Genomic DNA, 17,584 nt, shown 5'->3' with positions numbered 1-17,584 from the left:
AAAGTACCGGACCAGTCTATCCGGGTGCCGCGGACATCCCTGCTCTCTCGGATCAGACGGGGTCGACCTCGATGGCCACACGCCGGTCGCCGATCCGGGTCAGGACCAGCGTTGCCCGCCGTTTGGACTTCTTCCCGGCGCCGGCCAGCAGGAGCCTGCGCAGCTCCTCGGGTGCCACATCGAGTCCGCGCTTCTTGATGTCCAGCACGCCGATGCCCGCCGACTTCACCCACATGCGCAATGCCTTCACGTTGTAGGGGTGCACGCGCAGCACCTTGTAGGCCCGGGCGAACGGGGTGTCCAACAACTCGGGCGCGCAGAAGTAGGCGATATGCGGGTCCACCAGGTGTCCGCCCACCTGCTCCAGTGCCTCGGCCACCAGACCGGCACGGATCACCGCACCATCGGGCTCGTACAGGTATCCCTCGATATCTCCCACCGGCACCTCGCCGCGGAGGGCTGCCCCGGGATCGAAGTCGTCGGAAGCGGTGAGTTCGTGCGACCCGCCCCCGGACAACACCAGCGCCGCCCGGCGTACCTCCGGTCGGGCCAGCGGGCCGAACCAGAGTGCAGCCTCGGTGACGTCCCCGTTGACCGAGACCCATTGGGCCTCGCACTTCGCGGGAACGGATTCGTGCGGGATGCCTGGACCGAGCTTCACCCCCACCGGAAGACCGCGGTCGGCCAGCGATTCGACATAGGACAACGGCGGGCTGAAGGCCTCGGGGTCGAACAGGCGGGAGGTCCCCGAGGTGGAGGTGGTGCGCCGGGCCGGATCGAGCCAGACGGCGTCGAACCCCTCCAGGTCGAACCCGGTGGCGTCGGCGTTGACCACGCGGGCGTTGGGCCAGGGCATAAGGTTCACGGTGGCCGCCGCGGCGGTGGTCTCATCCAGTTCGACCGCGGTCACGTCCAGCTCCAGCGAAGCCATGGCCATCGCATCGGCTCCCAGGCCACACCCGAGGTCGGCAACTTTCGCCAGGCCGGCGTTGACGAAGCGCCGGGCGTGCAGCGCGGCAACATTCAGGCGGGTCGCCTGCTCCAACCCGGCACGGGTGAACACCATGTGGGAGGCAAAAGGGCCGAGCTTCAGGGCGCCCTGGGCGCGGAGCCGCGCCTGGTGCACGACGGCGGTGACGAGCTCTGCAGCCTGCCCCTCCTTGCGCAGGCGCAGGTTCAGCTCAAGTGCTGCCTGGTCGCTGGCCGCAGCATCTGGCGGCAGGGAATTGAGCAGACCGAAGCCTTCGGGGGAGAGGACAGCTGCAAGATCTTCCGTGGCGGGTGCGGGGGAGGGCATGGGAACAACCCTAGCTGCCAACGGGAGTTCCATCCCCGGCTTTGGAAGGAGCCGCAGGCGCGATGAGAACCTATTTCACGCCGATCCGGCGCCGCCGATCGCCCGTGCCACGTAGATCCCGGTTCAGCCGGCGATCCCCTTGATAGAGGATCGTGGACCAGTCGGTCGTCTCGGGCGTCGCGACGGGTCGCTCGGTGGCCTGCTGCTTCGGCTTTTTCGGGGCGACGAAAAGCCAGTCCACGAAACCGAGTGCGACGTCCACGATCGAGTTCCGCACCCCGATGTAGGAGTGGATGGCATAGGTGGCCAGCACCGCGTTGACGGCGGCGAAGGCCGCATTGCCCCAGTTCTGGTCCATGAAATCGCGCCACAAGGTCAGCAGGGAGAACGCGACGATCAAATACGGGACGACGACGTAGAGGGCGGGTGCGGCGGTGCGGCCCTTGACCTTGGGGGTGCGCGCGAAGGGGATCTTCTCGCCGCTGAAGGCCTGTTGGATGGATTTGAGCACACCTGCCACGTTGACGGGGAGCAGCACCAGGTTGAAGCCGTAGATCCGCAGTATGTCGAGGTAGCGGTGTCCGCTGTCCTTGAGGTCCATGCTTTGGCAGATGAAGTAGGGCAGGGCAGCGATCAGGATCAGCGGGCTCAGCAGCCGGCTGTCGTACGGGTAGGCGAGCAGGAAGATCAACCCGAAACTGGCCCAGGCGATGGATGACATGTAGTTCACGCGCAGCAGCAGCTCGCGAAACGGGACCGGCTCGTGGCGGAATCGACGCTCACGGATCTGCTTCCAGAGTTTGGGGAGGATGAGCAGCCCGCCGTTCGCCCACCGACGGCGCTGGACCACCAGGGACCCGAAGTCCGGCGGCGTGGCGCTGTAGCTCAAGCGTTCGGGGTAGTTGGACAGGACCCAACCGTGTGTTCCCAGGTCGACGCTGGACTCGGTGTCCTCGATCACGGTCCGATCCTGGATATAGGTCCGGATCTCGTAGCCGCCGACGGTGTTGACCTCTTGGATGTCCAGCAGGGCCCGCTTGCGGATGACGGCATTGGCTCCCACCCAGAAAGTCGCCCCGTACCGTGTCATGCCCTGGTGCTGGATGTGTTGGATGTCGGTGGTGGCACCGGCAACCCGTTCGATGCGCGTCGGTGCGCCGCGGAACGAGGAATAGGGGGTCTGGGTGACGGCGACATGCGAGTTTTCGCTGGATTCGAGGAAATACACCAGACGTAGGCAGTAATCGCGCAAGAGCAGCGAATCGGCGTCCAGGGTCAACAGGTATTCGCTGTCCGGGATGTGCAGGACGGCGCGTCCCTCTTCGGTCACCGGGCCGGCGGTGGCATCCGGTCGCAGGACCAGCGCATCGCCGCGCTGGTCGGGCAGCCAACTGCCGCCCATGAGCGAAATGTAGGAATTCAGGTTCATGGCCTTGTTGGCCTCCTGCGAGAGGCTCGCATACCTTTTGCGCTCGAAGTAGGCCATCTCCGCCCCGAAGATGCGGACCAGGCGCAGGTGCAACTCGTCCATGCGATCGAAGGCCGGGGCAGCGTTCTGTGCCGCTGCCGCGGTCAGGGCGAGCAGGGTGAGCCTGAGTTCGCGGGCGAGCCCCATGAGCACCGAATCGACGAAGAACTCATCCACGTGGTCGTTGACCTGCTCGCGTGCTGCCATGTCCTCCAGCCACTCGGCCGCTTCGGTATAGCTGCGGGAAAGGGAGGCCAGCAGATCGGTTGGCTCGTCCCCGGCGGCAGCGTGCCGGCGGAAGTCCTCGAGCGCGGCCGTGGCACGTTCACAGGGTTCGAGGAGGGCCGTGTGGATTTCGCCGGCCAACGCCCGGGTCGCATCGAGTTTGGCCGCGACGGAAGGATCGGACGGTTCCGGATCGTCGTCGATCAGGAGCACGACGCGGACGCTGGGGAATTCCTGGAGGGCAGCGGACCACAGTGTTTGGCGAACGACGCCGGGTTCCTCCGCATAGCTGGGCACCAGGACCGTGATGGAGTGCTCGTAGTCGTGGAAATGGCGGTCAAGTTCCCCGCGGGGAGCGCGGCTGTGTTCCGCGAAGCGGTGGAGGGCGCCCTGGCGTGCGGTGAGGTACATCAACGCGGAAAATGTCAGGAAGGTGACGACCATCAGATACATCACGGCTTCGAATTGGAAGCGGAAACCTGCGTTCGGGTTGTTGGCCAGCTGACGCAGGATCGTCGAGACGACGTAGGCGATCCAGGCAACCACCGTGACGGTGATCGCGACACGTCCGCCGGCGATCTTCCGCTTCGAGGGTGCCGGGTGGATGATCGACAACGGCTCGGATCGCTTTTCCGATCCCCACTGCCTGCGCCGGGTGTCCGGCTCTTCACTGGGCGTCGTCGGGTTGGCCGATGCAGCGTCGATCGTACGATTGTTCAAGAGTGTGCCCCCACCTCACAACCTGCCGGCCAGATCCGGCAGGAACAGCGTGTCTATACAACGATTTGACACGGATTAGTCTGAGTGTAATACAAAGTCGTATGATTCAGCCCATGCGCTTCTAAAGCGCGTCAGGACTCCGGCCCAGGGGGGAACGCCGTAGTCCGCTGGTCAGTCAGCCATCCCCCACCATCATGTCCAGGGCCATGTGGCTTTTTCAGGGGGAGATCAATGCAACGGTTCGAGGGAAGACGGCTTTCCTGGCCACGGGTGGTCATCGTGGTGATCGTGATTGCCGTCGTGGTGGCGGGCAGCCTGCTCATGTGGGGCCGCCAGCAGGACAGTGCCAAGGCCAGTGCCACCGGACGGTGGTTCGGCGCCTACATCGACGCGACGTCAACGCCGTTCTATCCGATCGGCGACGACGTAGGAAGCGGCGAACGCGTTGTCCTGGGCTTTGCCGTTGCCGACCCGGAACAGCCCTGCACACCGTCCTGGGGGACGTTCTACACCATGGATGGTGCAGCCGAAACGTTCGACCTGGACCGGCGCACTGCCCGGGTGCGCGAGAGCGGTGGGGAAGTCGTCGTATCCACCGGCGGATTCCTCAATGATGAACTGGCCACCGCCTGCACCGACCCCGCCGCCCTGGAGGCCGCCTATGCGGATCTGCTGGATCGGTATGAGTCCCACACCCTGGACCTGGACGTCGAAGGCGATGACCTGACATCGGCCCAGGGTGGAGAGCGCCGGGCTGCAGCCATGAAGTCACTCCAGGCCGAGCGGGCAACACAGGACGAGCCGCTGGAAGTCTGGTTGACGCTCCCCGTGGCCACCGGCGGATTGACTGCCGACGGGCTCGCGGAAGTCAGGCGGATGCTGGAAGCGGATGTCGACGTCTCGGTGAACTTGATGACCATGAACTTCGGGCAGACCCGCGGCGCCGGGCAGTCGATGGCAGATGCGTCCATCCAGGCGGCCCGGAGCACCCACGCCCAGCTGGCGTCGCTGTACAGCGACGTGGGCAGGGGCATCGGCGAACAAACGTTGTGGAGCCACATGGGGATCACCCCCATGATCGGCCAAAACGATCTCGTGGGCGAGCGGTTCACCCTTGACGATGCCGCGGAGGTCAATCGCTTCGCCGTTGAGACCGGGCTGGGACGGGTCTCCATGTGGTCGGCCAACCGGGACGACAACTGCGGAGCCAACTTCCCGGATCTGACCCGCGTGTCCAACAACTGCAGTGGTGTCAAGCAGGACCCGGGGGCCTTTGCTTCCGCGCTGGCTGCCGATATTGGATCTGCGTCGCCGTCCAGTGAAGCGGCCCGCCCCAGCGAGGTGGAGGCGGCGCAGGCCACGGCCATCGTCGATGACCCCGCGACGAGCCCCTATCCCATCTGGAACGAGGAAGCTGCCTACACCAAGGGCGACCGTTCCGTCTGGAGAGGCAATGTCTACGAGGCCAAATGGTGGAACCAGGACGAGGTCCCGGATGCGCCAGTGGGTGATTCCGGAACGGCCCCGTGGTCGTTGGTTGGTCCGGTCCTGCCCGGAGACCGGCCGGAGCCGAAGGCCTCCGTACCTGCGGGGCTCTACCCGAAGTGGTCGGCCAAGACCGTTTACACCAAGGGGGACCGGGTGCTCTTCGATGGGCGGATCCTGGAAGCCAAGTGGTGGAACCAGGCAGCGAGCCCTGAAGCAGTCCTGCAGGGTTCCCCGGAATCCCCGTGGAAGACGTTCACCAATGCCGAAACGCGGTCAATCGTCGAACGCGCTGCCCAGGCCAAGAACCCAGGCAAGTAGGACTTCGCCGATCCAACAGGGAGAGCCCGGACCGGCGCGGATCGCCACCAGCGGCCGGCGTTGCCGCTACTCGATGAAGGCACGCGACACACGTGCATTCTTGCCGCGATCCCGGGGTTAGACTCCCATGAGTAGCGACGGAGTGGCCCACATGTGCGGGCTGTTGGGGGGAACCGGAGTGGGGGGACAAACATGACAGTGGTATGCAGTGAACCGTCCGAGGAAGAACGCATGGAGCCGGCGGAGTCTTCCGGCCATGCCCACCGGGTGGCCGGGGAACTGATCGAGACGGGCAACCGCGAGGTGGTGGTGCGGCGCCTGCCGAAGTACTACGACGTGTCCTTTGCGCAGGACGTCAGGGTCACCGTGGACCACGTTCTCGATATCTCCCGTGCGCTCCCGCCCGATCGGACTGCCAATTTCCTGATCCGCTGCATGGGGCTCACCGCTGTTGCCTCGACCGCGGTCGACAGCTATTCACGATTCACGCAGATCGGGCGGGTTGCCTTCCTGGGAGCCGGGCACGCGGACCGCATCCTCGAACGGTTCTTCACGCGGTCGGTGGTATCGACCCACGAATCGGAGTATTTCGAGGATGAGCAGCAAGCCCGCGCATGGCTGGAGGGGCGGGCGTGACGGAACCTTCGGCGTCTGCGGATGACCGGATCGGCAGCATCATCGAGGCGCTGATCCATATTGCCGACGGCCAATTCGTCAAGCCCCTGGAGCCCAGCGCTTCCCGTGATGACGTCGACGCCGTGATGATCGGCATCAACGCCATGGCCGAGGAACTCGGCGCCACCTACGAGCAGCTGGAATGCCGGGTCAGACTGCGCACCCAGGAACTTGCCGAGGCACGCGATTCCATGATCGAGCTGGCCATGACGGACCATCTCACAGGTCTGGCCAACCGGCTCCAGCTCGAACGCGAACTCGAGCGCAGACTGGAAGCTCTCCCTACCGGTGGGGCACTTCCATGTGTCATCGCCATGGATCTTGACCACTTCAAGGAAATCAACGACACGCTGGGCCATCAAGCAGGTGACGTCGTGTTGAAGGTCGTTGCCCAGCGGCTGAGGGCCTCCATCCGGTCGGCCGACCTGATCGCCCGCCTGGGCGGGGACGAATTCGCCGTATTGCTTGCAGACGGTGCGGGGATCGAAGACGCCGAGGCCTTATGCAAACGTGTCCTGGCCACGCTGGATACGGAATTCCCCGTCGACCAGCTCACGGTGCGCCCGGGCATGAGCTTCGGAATCGCCCTGGGGCGCCCGGACTCAACGGTGGGCGAGCTCATGTTGGAAGCCGACACGGCCATGTACCAATCCAAGGGCAGCGCGACGAGCAAGGTCCACGTCTTCCGAGACCACATGCTGTGGGCACGACGCCGAGCCGCCGAGCTGATCGAGGAACTGCGGACCGAGCTTGAGCACGGCTCGGATGTCGTGGCGTATTACCAACCGATCATCGACCTGAAAACGGGCGAATGCGCCGCTGCCGAGGCCCTGGTGCGATGGGAGCACAAGACCCGCGGAACCATCATGCCCGCGGAGCTGCTGCCCTTGGCCCATCAGGCGCAGCAGTTCATGCGGCTGACTGAAGTGATGTTGTCCCACGCACTGTCGGACGTGGCGTCATGGCGGGCCAAGGGCCTGGTCGACGATGAGTTCCGCGTCAGCGTGAACGTCGACGCCGAAGCGCTGGCAGATCTGCGGTTCGTTGAGTCGCTGGCCGGCATGCTCCGTCGCGAAGGTGTGCCCGGCACCTGCCTGTCCTTGGAGATCACCGAGGACCTGGCGCTGTCGCGGGCTGCCGAGGAACGTTACGCGCTCAAGTACCTGCGCAAATTGGGTGTACGGCTGTCCATCGACGATTTTGGAACGGGATACTCGTCCATCGGATACCTCGATACGCTGCCGGCAAATTCGGCGAAAGTCGACAGGTCGCTCATCCAGGGCATCGAGTTGGACTCCCGCAAAGCGGGAATCACCGCGTCGGTCCTGCAACTGATCGCCGTCAGCGGACTCGACAGCGTCGCCGAGGGGCTGGAGACGGCCGAACAAGTTGATGCGGTCACGTCCATGGGCTTCGATTACGGGCAGGGTTTCCACTTCGGCCGGCCCTCGCCGGCTGCAGAATTCGAAGCCCACTTGGAGCAACAGTCGGCCGCAGGGACCCCTGCCGGCCGAGGCAATGCCCGGTCCGGGGTGCTCTAGAACGGTCCGGGCCCGGGTAGTTGCCCTCCGAGGCCGCGACGTTCAGCCGGGTGGCCTGCTGCAGTCGGTGGGGGCGAACAGGTGAGGGCAAAATGGCCGAGCTTCAGGGCGCCTTGTGCCCGGAGCCGGGCGTGGGGAACGACGGCGGGGACCAGCTTTTCCTCGTGCCCTTCCTTTTACAGGCGCGAGTTCAATTCCAGGACTGCTCGGTCGGTCGCTGCGGCGCCGCCATGGGGAGTTCTCGCCATGGCTGACCGCGAGACACGTGGTTAGGGTTGGCAATGGCCCTAGTCGGTCGAGTCTGGATCAGCCGTTGGCTGACCATGCGCAAGAAGGGGCAGGTTGCTCGAGTGGGCGGCATAAAAAGTTACGACGTCAATCCGGTCCGGCCGGCACTGAAAAATGTAACGACCGAACGTGAGGACATAGCGCCCAAACGCGAGGCCATGTTCCAGAACATGGAAGACCTGATGGAGGCCGCCAAGATGCGTGCCGTCACCACAGCGTTGTCCTCCGTGTGGAACGACCTGATCGCCATGCAACGGGGTTCAATGATTGGGTCAAGGACACTGCCCAAGGCGTGTGGGATTGGGGTTCTGAAATGGCCGAGCCGATGACAGATGCCATGGGGGCGGCTTGGAATTGGGCATACGGCTAGTGCGGGGCGCTGCTGGTCTGTCGTGGGCTCCTGTTCCACGGCATCGGTCCACGTTTCGAATTCCGCAACGACAAGGAGGCCATTCATGACGGTCGAACAATGGGGGCCATGGGCGGCGGCAGCCCTTGGCCTGGTGAACCTCGTCGCCGGAATCCAGGCCTATCGTGGCCGCTACCGTGCTTGGCTGGTTCTCAAGGGGTCCATCGCGCCCGGATGGCCAGGACTGGCCTCCCTCTATCTGGGCGTATTTTTCGTGCTGATAAGTATTTCAGGGTGGATCCTGGAACGAGGGGCGGCTGTCCTGGATTTCATGGTCTTCGTCTTCGCAGTTCCGTCACTGGTTGTGGGAATCATCGCCATGTTCTGGCTGCCATCATTCATGTTGCCGACATGGGTCAAGGAGACGCGTCGGAAGATCCGATCGGGCGAGGATCGGCTTTCCCGGGACTTGGCACCGGGAGGAGCGCTGTACGGGCGACTTGGGGTAGATACGGAGGACCAGCCGCGGACCCCTCCGGACGGGGAGGCTGCCGACGAAGATGGGAAGGGTCAACGGCGCTGATGGCCGAATTTGATGCCCGAGAGTGGGCCCGGGATGGAGAGGTCATGGCTGAACGCCGGGGCGGTGCGGCCACTTTGCCATTGGCCGCACCGCCCGGGCAACCATGATGGTCCAAGCCACTCCTTCAGCCCTTGTCTGGAAGACGCTGAGCCAGGAGATCGGTTTGGCCCTGCAACTTCATGAGGCCGACGTCGAACCCACAGCGGCTTCGACCGGTGCCACTGTCTCACCGGGCAGAGACAAGAGATCCTTGGCCGCGTCGGCCTCCCATCGGATGGTCCGGTGGGCATCACCTCCTGAAGGCGGTCCAGGCTTGGCCGGGAGCCAACCGGCCCGGGCCGTTCACGCGTCGATCCAACACCATGGCATGACGCGTTCTGGAAGGTACCGTTGGGGCATGCGTTCCCACCACGAGACCCCCGGCTTCCCGACAGCGACGCCTGCGGTGGCGGGAGCAGCCGAGGGAAGGGGAGAACCCACCCTGCCCGGGGATGACGACGGATTCCTGGGCCGCTTCCCCGAAGCGGTGGCTGCCGATGCGCTCGCCGATGGATCCCCGGGGCGTCAAGGTGGCCTGGTCTTCCACATCATGCTCTACGTGGCGTTGGCCGTGGGCGCCGTGACCGGGCTGGCGCTGATCGCCGCGTGGGTCCTCCAAGCCGTCCTGGCGGGTTCCTACATCCGCGCCGGGGGCGATTACCTCGGCACCGGCATCGAGGCCACGGCGGCCCGGGAGCTGCTCTCCGTGCCGGTCGGCGGTTTCGTGGCGGTCCTGCTGCTGTGCCTGGTGGGGATGTGCGTGGGCGCCTGGGGCATCCAGCGGGGCAGGGCACGGGCCGCGGCGCAGCCCGGCAGGTGACGAACCGCCGTCGTGCATTTTGGCACTCGCCTTGACCGAGTGCCAACGACCTCATAGAGTCAGTGTTAGCACTCGAACCCATCGGGTGCTAATAGCCTGAGGTACTTGCCAGCTGGCACCGCGACGACGGTTGGTACACCCCAACGGCCCCGTAACCATTGGTAACTCACGCAAAGGAGAGATCCGCATGTCGGTCTCCATTAAGCCTCTCGAGGATCGCATCGTTGTTCAGCCGCTCGAGGCCGAGCAGACCACGGCTTCCGGCCTGGTCATCCCTGACACCGCCAAGGAGAAGCCCCAGGAGGGCAAGGTCGTGGCAGTGGGCCCGGGTCGCGTTGACGACAACGGCAACCGCGTTCCCGTCGATGTCGCCGAGGGCGACGTCGTCATCTACTCGAAGTACGGCGGCACCGAGGTCAAGGTCGGCGGCGAGGAGTACCTGGTGCTCTCCGCCCGCGACGTGCTGGCCATCGTCGTCAAGTAGTTCCCCAGTGTGAAGCCCCGGCCGCCCAGGTCGGGGCTTCACTCGGTTACCAAGGAGTAGCAGCATGGCTAAACAGCTTTCATTCAACGACGACGCCCGCAAGGCGCTCGAGGCCGGCATCAACAAGCTGGCCGACACCGTCAAGGTCACCCTCGGCCCGCGCGGGCGCAACGTGGTCCTGGACAAGAAGTGGGGCGCCCCCACGATCACCAACGACGGCGTGACGATCGCCCGCGAGATCGAGCTCGACGACGCCTACGAGAACCTCGGCGCCCAGCTCGCCAAGGAGGTCGCCACCAAGACCAACGACGTCGCCGGCGACGGAACCACCACCGCCACCGTGCTCGCCCAGGCCCTGGTCACGGAAGGCCTGCGCAACGTCGCGGCCGGCGCCGCACCGGGTGAGATCAAGCGCGGCATCGAGGCCTCCGTCGAGGCGGTCGCCGCCCGCCTGGCCGAGAACGCCCGCCCCGTCGAGGGCCAGGACGTGGCCAACGTGGCAGCCATCTCCGCCCAGAACGACGAGATCGGCGAACTGCTGGCCAAGGCCTTCGGCACCGTCGGCGCCGAGGGTGTCATCACGATCGAGGAATCGAACACCACCTCGACCGAGCTGGCCATCACCGAGGGCATGCAGTTCGACAAGGGCTACCTGTCCCCGCACTTCGTCACCGACGCCGAGCGCCAGGAGGCAGTCCTCGAGGACGCGCTGATCCTGGTCAACTCCGGCAAGATCTCCTCCGTGCAGGACTTCCTGCCGCTGCTGGAAAAGGTCCTGCAGGCCAACAAGCCGCTGTTCATCATCGCCGAGGACGTCGAGGGCGAAGCCCTTTCCACCCTGGTCGTGAACAAGCTGCGTGGCACGCTGAACGTCGTGGCCATCAAGGCCCCCGGCTTTGGGGACCGCCGCAAGGCCATGATGCAGGACATCGCCATCCTCACCGGCGCCCAGGTGGTCTCCCCGGACCTCGGACTGAAGCTGGACCAGGTCGGCACCGAGGTCCTCGGTTCCGCCCGCCGCATCACGGTCACCAAGGACAACACCACCATCGTCGACGGCAACGGCGCCACCGCCGATGTCGACGACCGCGTGGCACAGCTCAAGGCCGAGATCGAGCGCACCGACTCCGACTGGGACAAGGAGAAGCTCCAGGAACGCCTGGCCAAGCTCTCCGGTGGTGTCGGCGTGATCCGCGTCGGCGCGGCCACCGAGGTCGAGCTCAAGGAACGCAAGCACCGCATCGAGGACGCAGTCTCCGCAACGCGTGCCGCGATCCAGGAAGGCATCGTCGCCGGCGGCGGCACCGCCCTGGTCGACGCGCTCTCCGTGCTCGACACCGACCCGACGGTCACCGCCCTCGAGGGCGACGCCGCCGCTGCCGTGGGCATCGTGCGCCGCGCCCTGGTCCAGCCGCTGCGCTGGATCGCGCAGAACGCCGGTTTCGACGGCTACGTCGTGGCCAACCGCGTGTCCGAGTCCGCCGTGAACTCCGGCTTCAACGCCAAGTCCGGGGAGTACGAGGACCTGCTGGCCGCCGGCGTCATCGACCCGGTGAAGGTCACGCGCTCGGCACTGCGCAACGCCGCTTCCATCGCCGCCCTGGTGCTCACCACCGAGACCCTGGTCGCCGACAAGCCGGAAGACGACGAGAACGACGGCCACAACCACTAAGGCCGAAGCACGACGCCGGCCCCTCCTTCCGGGGTCACTCTAGGAGCCCTCCCACCACATGGATCATGTGGTGGGAGGGCTTTCCGTCTGTCCCCAACCACCCCCTATCCACGCTTCGGGGCGCGGGTTAGGGTTCATTTATGGATCTTGCGGGGGTAGCCACGGCACCAGTGCCGCTGTCTGTTCATTGGTGGGAAATTGCCGCCGGGTTATCTCCCATTGCCGTTTTGGTGGCCGCTCTTTTGGCGACCTATGTCGCTATCAAGACACTCAAGCAGCGCAGGGTGTCCGACGACAGTTCGGAATGGTGGCGGCGGACCCAGTGGGCGCTCGACAAAGCCGTCGCAGGTGACGGGTACGAGAAATTGCTGGGACTGGACACACTGAATGTCCTTTCCACGAGTGAGCTGGCCAGGGAAGAAGAATGGCTGCTGATCGACACCGCCTGGGAGTCGGTCTTGCCTGACGAGCTCGTTCCCGAGGATACTGGGAGAAAAGGAGGCGACGGGGCAACCCCACACCATGAGCATTAATGGCGATACCGGTCAGGACAAGGACCGCCGCAAGTCCCGTGTCCGGAACAACCGGGCCAGATACCTTCGGGGCCGTCGCGGTGGCACTCTCCGTGCTGCCAGGATCGAGTACCGCTTGCCCGGAGGGGCGACGGTGCTGAAACGAATGGGCCCAGAAGACGTCAAGGTGATTGAAACAGCAGTGGAACCTGCCGGGCAGCCCGTGCAGACCGCCGAAGATCGTGTGCTCGAACAACGTATTGAACGTTCCGCCGCCCGCCTGCGCATCACTCTCGATGGCAAATTGGGCCGGCCGACACCGGACAGCGTCAAGAAGCTTGCCCGCGGTACCGCCTGACCTACCGTCGCGATGGCAAAGCCTTGCGGCGTCGCTTCGCCCCATGGACCAGCACGAACATCCCCTCGAGGGCGGGAACGTCTCAGTGGGCGTGGTGCGCGTGGCCGGAACCGTGCGCAAGCGCGCCACCGACGCGACGCCTGCCGTCGGTGACCTGCTCCGCCACCTCGAAGCGGCGGGATTCGCGGGAGCTCCACGCTTCCACGGCGTGGACGGGCGGGGACGGCAAATCCTGGATTACGTGGACGGTCCGCTCGCCGACACCCTGGCCCCGATGTCCTTGCAGGAACTGGCCCGGGTGGGTCGGTTGATCCGGGACCTGCACGACGCGACGTCGACGTACGTTCCGGCCGGGGATGCCATGTGGTCGGTCGCGATCGCCCCGGACCGGGAAGAGATCATCTGCCACCACGACCTGGCCCCCTGGAACCTGGTGTGCGGTGAGGCCGGATGGGTCTTCATTGATTGGGATGGCGCCGGGCCCGGGTCGAGGCTGTGGGACCTGGGCTACGCGGCCCACGGGTTCGTTCCCCTGCGCGCCGGCGGCGACCCGGGCGTGGACGGGATGCGATTGCGCGCCCTGGTGGAAGGATATGGCCTGGCCGCCCCGGACCGCAGGCAGTTGCCCTGGCTCATCGAACGACACGTCCGCGGCATGCATGACCTGCTCCTCGACGGCCACCGTACCGGCCGCCAGCCCTGGGCGCGGCTGTACGCCGAAGGGCACGCCGACCATTGGCTGGGTGCCGCTGACTACATCGCAGCGCATCTCCACCTCTGGCGCGAGGCGCTCGCCGAAGACCCGGAGCCCGAACCCGACGGAGCCAACGGCCGGTAGCATGGCGTGCGTCACGGTTTCCCGGCCCCGGAAGGTTTCCCGATGAGCATGCCCGACTCCCGCTTCGGCGTCGTCATCGTCGGCGGCGGACACAACGGCCTCACCGCCGCCGGCTACCTGGCCCGGGCCGGGAAATCGGTGCTGGTGCTGGAGAAGCTGGACCAGGTCGGCGGCGCAGCGGTGTCGGCCCGCGCCTTTCCCGGCATCGACGCCAACCTCTCGCGCTATTCGTACCTGGTGAGCCTGTTGCCCCAACAGATCGTCGATGACCTGGGCCTGGAGGTCTCCTTCGTCGGGCGCCGCTACTCCTCCTACACACCGGATCCTGCCAACCCCGCCACCGGTCTGCTCATCGACGAAGGCTCCCCGGATGCCACGGCGGCGTCGTTCGCCTCCATTGGAGCGCCCCACGACGAGGCAGGGGCCTTTGCGGCGTTTTACCAGGACTGCCACCGGCTGACCCGCGCCCTGTGGCCGACCATGACCGATCCGCTGGTCACCCGCTCCCAGGCCCGTGCCATCGCCACCCGGGCCGGCGCCGGTGACGTCTGGGACCGGCTCATCGAACACCCGCTCGGTGAGGCGATCACCGGGGCACTCCACAGCGACCTGGCCCGGGGTGTGGTGCTCACCGACGGCCTCATCGGGACCTTCGCCCAGGCGCACGACGCGGACCTGCAGCAGAACATCTGCTTCCTCTACCACCTCATCGGCGGCGGAACAGGGGAGTGGAGGGTTCCCCGCGGCGGCATGGGTGTTGTCTCGGCGGAACTGGAGCGTGCCGCGCGTTCCGCGGGAGCCGTCATCGCCACCGGCGCCCAGGTCCTGGCCGTCGCCTCCCACCGAACCCACCAGACGGTGACCTACCGCCAGGAGGGTTCAGAGCACCTGGTCACCGCCGGCATCGTGCTGGCCAACGTGGCCCCGGACGTGCTGGACCGCTTGAGCGGAGACCAACCCCCGGCCGCCCCGAAACGCCCGAACCACCAGCGCGAGGGCGCCCAGGTCAAGGTGAACCTGCTGCTCAGGCGCCTCCCACGCCTGCTGGATGAAACGGTCACCCCCGAAGCCGCCTTCGGGGGCACCTTCCACGTCAACGAAACCTATGGGCAGTTGCAACACGCCTACGAGCAGGCCGCGGCCGGCCGGGTGCCGGACCCGCTGCCGTGTGAGATCTACTGCCACTCCCTGGCCGACCCCAGCATCCTCTCGCCCGCGTTGCGGGACGCCGGTGCCCACACCCTCACCGTCTTCGGCCTGCACGTACCCGACCGGCTGGTCACCGAGGACAACAACGAAGCCCGGCGCAACGAACTCCAGGCAGCGGTCTTCGCCTCCATCAATTCGGTGCTCGCCGAGCCCCTTCAGGACCTGCTGATGCCCGACGCCGAGGGGAACCCCTGCGTGGAAACCAAGACCACCCTGGACATCCAACGGGCGCTGGGCATGCCGCGCGGCAACATCTTCCATGGCGGCCTCGACTGGCCGTTCGTCGAGGACGACGCCCCACTGGATACCCCGGCACAGCGGTGGGGCGTGGCCACCGGGGATCCACGGATCCTGATCTGCGGTTCCGGAGCCCGGCGCGGGGGAGCGGTCAGCGGGCTCGGCGGACACCATGCGGCGATGGCCGTCCTGGAGATGGCGGAAGCCACCCAACTGTAACGTTCCGATAACGCAGCCCTGCTAACATGGATGGCCGCGGGCGGCCCGACGCCCGCCCGGGGGATGACCAGACCAGCCAGCAGGAAGGCAGCTCGCCATGGCCAATCCACGCCACGCGTCGCGGCGCCCGGCGGCCGTCACCGATCGGCCCATCCCCCCGAAACCGCACCACCGCCCCGAGGTCCAGGGGCTGCGTGCCTTCGCCGTGCTCATGGTGGTCACCTACCATGTGTGGCTGGGGCGGGTCTCCGGTGGCGTCGACGTCTTCCTGCTCATCTCCGCGTTCCTGCTGACCTCATCCTTCGCCTACAAGGTGTCCTCGGGCCGGCCGCTCGGCCTGCTCGCCTACTGGCTCCACCGGTTCAAGTCGCTGCTCCCGGCAGCCGTCGTCGTGCTCCTGACGGTGCTGGTGGCCACCGCATCGCTGCTTCCCCGCACCCGCTGGGCCGAGGTCTTCGAACAGAGCTGGTCGACGTTGTTCTACGTCCAGAACTGGACCCTGGCCCGCGAAGCGGTGGACTACTACGCCGAGAACCACGGGGCAACCAGCCCATTGCAGCACTTCTGGTCACTGTCGATCCAGGGCCAGGTGTTCATCCTCTGGCCCCTGCTGATCGGCGCGGCGGCACTGGCGTGGAGGGCCCTGCGCAGGGTGCGCCCCACGCTGGGGTTCGGCACCGTCCTGGCTGTGGTCTTCGGGCTCGTCTTCGCCGGCTCCCTGGCCTACTCGGTCCACCTCACCGCCACCAGCCAGGCATGGGCCTACTTCGATACCGGTGCCCGGCTCTGGGAATTCGCCCTCGGATCGCTGCTGGCCGTGCTGATCCCGCGGGCCGGCCGGCTCCCGCTGGCGGTGCGGATCCCGCTGGGGTGGGTGGGGTTGGCGGCCATGCTCTCCTGCGGGATCCTGCTGCAGGTCCAACAGCAGTTCCCCGGGTACATCGCCCTGTGGCCGACCCTGGCCGCCGCCGCGATCATCATTGCCGGCCGCACCGGCCACCCGCTGGGCGTCGACCGGATCCTCGCCGCAAAGCCGCTCACCCGGCTGGGCGACATCTCCTACGCCCTCTACCTGTGGCACTGGCCGATCCTGGTGGTCTTCCTGTCGACCCGCGACCTCGAGAAACCGGGCTTCCTCGGCGGTCTCGGCGTCATCGCACTGTCCCTGGCCCTGGCGTGGGCCACCACCAAGGTCATCGAGACACCGTTCCACGCGTGGTCCTGGCCGACGGCCCACCGGCACCGGCTCGGGCTGGTGGTGGGCCTGCTCATCGGCGTCGTGGCCGTGCCCCTGGGTGGCTGGCAGGCCCGCGTGGCCGCGTTCGAAACCAGCGCAGCCTCCCAACCGGCGGCGGACAACCCCGGTGCCGCCGCACTGGAGGCCGGCTTCACGTTCACGGGAGACCCCGACGCCGCAGTGCTGCCGCTGGACAGCCAGCTGGACCAGGAATGGTCCAACTACGGAGGCGAGTGCACCCACGGGTACGAGCTGACCGACCCGGCCATGGAGTACTGCCAAATGGCGGGGGCCCCGGCGACCGCGCAGAAGACCATCATCGTGGTGGGCGATTCCCACGCCCAGCACTGGACCGCCGCGCTGGACGCAGTGGCCGACCGGAACGACTGGGCCTGGGTGCTGCTCACCCGCCCCGCCTGCCGGTTCGGCGCCGAGAGCGTCGAACGCGATGCCGACTGCAACGCCTTCAACGCCGCGGCCTCCCGGTACGTGCTGGAGCACGACGCCGATGCCGTCCTCACGCTGGGAACGCAGACCTCGTTCTACCCGGCCACGGAGGGCGGGACGCCGGCCGAGGCCGAAAAGCCCGTCCCCGGGTACGCGGAAGGAATCCGCCCGTTCCTGGCCCAGGGCAAGCAGGTGGTCGCCATGCGTGACACCCCGCGCTTCACCTACAGCGTCCCGGAATGCGTCGACCTCCACGGCGCGGATTCACCCACATGCCAGGCACCCGCCGATGAACAGGTGGCCGCCCACTCGCCTTTGGCTGATCTGCGCCGGGAGAACGCGGACGGACGCCTCCCCGGGAAACTGGGGTACCTGGACATGACGGAGGCACTCTGCCCGGAGGGCATGTGCCGGCCCGTGGTGGGCAACGTGCTGGTCTACATGGACGAATCGCACCTGACCAAGACGTATGCGCGCAGCACCGCTGACATTTTCGAACGCAGATTCCGGGCGGCGCTTCGCTGGTGAAACCCGGCGGAAACGTTGCGTTGCACACACTG

The 17,584-nt window shown here is 66.4% G+C and carries 15 protein-coding genes; 13 read left to right on the top strand and 2 right to left on the bottom strand.

Annotated features, from left to right (window positions below; translation table 11 throughout):
- Positions 1-52 precede the first annotated feature (52 nt).
- Positions 53-1,297 carry a THUMP-like domain-containing protein gene (locus tag ACN0TP_RS04395; protein ID WP_417217132.1) on the bottom strand — a complete coding sequence of 415 codons (1,245 nt, stop codon included), beginning with the start codon at positions 1,295-1,297 and terminating at the stop codon, positions 53-55.
- 70 nt (positions 1,298-1,367) lie between these two features.
- Positions 1,368-3,401 (bottom strand): glycosyltransferase family 2 protein, encoded by a 2,034-nt coding sequence (locus tag ACN0TP_RS04390; RefSeq protein WP_417217491.1) that lies wholly within the window; start codon positions 3,399-3,401, stop codon positions 1,368-1,370.
- Positions 3,402-3,989: 588 nt separating this feature from the next.
- On the opposite strand from ACN0TP_RS04390, the gene ACN0TP_RS04385 reads away from it, so the two are divergent.
- From ACN0TP_RS04385 to ACN0TP_RS04325, 13 genes are all read left to right on the top strand, one after another.
- Positions 3,990-5,516: a chitinase gene (locus ACN0TP_RS04385; RefSeq protein WP_417217130.1), complete on the top strand. Its 1,527-nt coding sequence runs from the start codon at positions 3,990-3,992 to the stop codon at positions 5,514-5,516.
- A gap of 231 nt (positions 5,517-5,747) precedes the next feature.
- A complete protein-coding gene (locus ACN0TP_RS04380; RefSeq protein WP_417217128.1) occupies positions 5,748-6,152 on the top strand; it encodes a hypothetical protein in 405 nt (134 codons plus the stop codon).
- Positions 6,149-7,732: a putative bifunctional diguanylate cyclase/phosphodiesterase gene (locus ACN0TP_RS04375; protein ID WP_417217126.1), complete on the top strand. Its 1,584-nt coding sequence runs from the start codon at positions 6,149-6,151 to the stop codon at positions 7,730-7,732. The genes ACN0TP_RS04380 and ACN0TP_RS04375 overlap by 4 nt, the downstream gene beginning before the upstream one ends.
- Before the next feature lie 323 nt (positions 7,733-8,055).
- On the top strand, positions 8,056-8,349 hold the full coding sequence (locus tag ACN0TP_RS04370) for a hypothetical protein (RefSeq protein ID WP_417217123.1): 294 nt from the start codon (positions 8,056-8,058) through the stop codon (positions 8,347-8,349).
- Between the two features lie 126 nt (positions 8,350-8,475).
- Positions 8,476-8,952, top strand: coding sequence for a hypothetical protein (locus ACN0TP_RS04365; protein WP_417217120.1), 477 nt, complete (start codon positions 8,476-8,478; stop codon positions 8,950-8,952).
- Positions 8,953-9,349: 397 nt separating this feature from the next.
- On the top strand, positions 9,350-9,811 hold the full coding sequence (locus ACN0TP_RS04360; RefSeq protein ID WP_417217117.1) for a hypothetical protein: 462 nt from the start codon (positions 9,350-9,352) through the stop codon (positions 9,809-9,811).
- 187 nt (positions 9,812-9,998) lie between these two features.
- Complete coding sequence (gene groES / locus ACN0TP_RS04355) at positions 9,999-10,295, top strand: co-chaperone GroES (protein ID WP_343899959.1); 297 nt, start codon at positions 9,999-10,001, stop codon at positions 10,293-10,295.
- Between the two features lie 64 nt (positions 10,296-10,359).
- Positions 10,360-11,967, top strand: a complete 1,608-nt coding sequence (groL, locus tag ACN0TP_RS04350; protein WP_417217113.1) for a chaperonin GroEL — start codon at positions 10,360-10,362, stop codon at positions 11,965-11,967.
- Between the two features lie 140 nt (positions 11,968-12,107).
- On the top strand, positions 12,108-12,500 hold the full coding sequence (locus ACN0TP_RS04345) for a hypothetical protein (RefSeq protein ID WP_417217111.1): 393 nt from the start codon (positions 12,108-12,110) through the stop codon (positions 12,498-12,500).
- Complete coding sequence (locus ACN0TP_RS04340) at positions 12,490-12,837, top strand: hypothetical protein (RefSeq protein ID WP_417217109.1); 348 nt, start codon at positions 12,490-12,492, stop codon at positions 12,835-12,837. Before ACN0TP_RS04345 ends, ACN0TP_RS04340 begins: the two co-directional genes overlap by 11 nt.
- A gap of 43 nt (positions 12,838-12,880) precedes the next feature.
- The gene (locus ACN0TP_RS04335) at positions 12,881-13,675 is read left to right on the top strand and encodes a phosphotransferase (RefSeq protein ID WP_417217106.1); all 795 of its coding nucleotides are present in this window, start codon (positions 12,881-12,883) and stop codon (positions 13,673-13,675) included.
- Positions 13,676-13,717: 42 nt separating this feature from the next.
- Positions 13,718-15,340, top strand: coding sequence for a phytoene desaturase family protein (locus tag ACN0TP_RS04330; protein ID WP_417217104.1), 1,623 nt, complete (start codon positions 13,718-13,720; stop codon positions 15,338-15,340).
- Positions 15,341-15,437: 97 nt separating this feature from the next.
- Entirely contained in the window at positions 15,438-17,552 is a 2,115-nt protein-coding gene (locus ACN0TP_RS04325) for an acyltransferase family protein (protein ID WP_417217101.1), read from the top strand.
- The last annotated feature ends 32 nt before the right edge of the window (positions 17,553-17,584 follow it).

Source organism: Arthrobacter sp. (assembly GCF_048266065.1).
Classification (GTDB): domain Bacteria; phylum Actinomycetota; class Actinomycetes; order Actinomycetales; family Micrococcaceae; genus Arthrobacter_H.
This window is presented reverse-complemented; position numbering and strand designations above follow the sequence as displayed.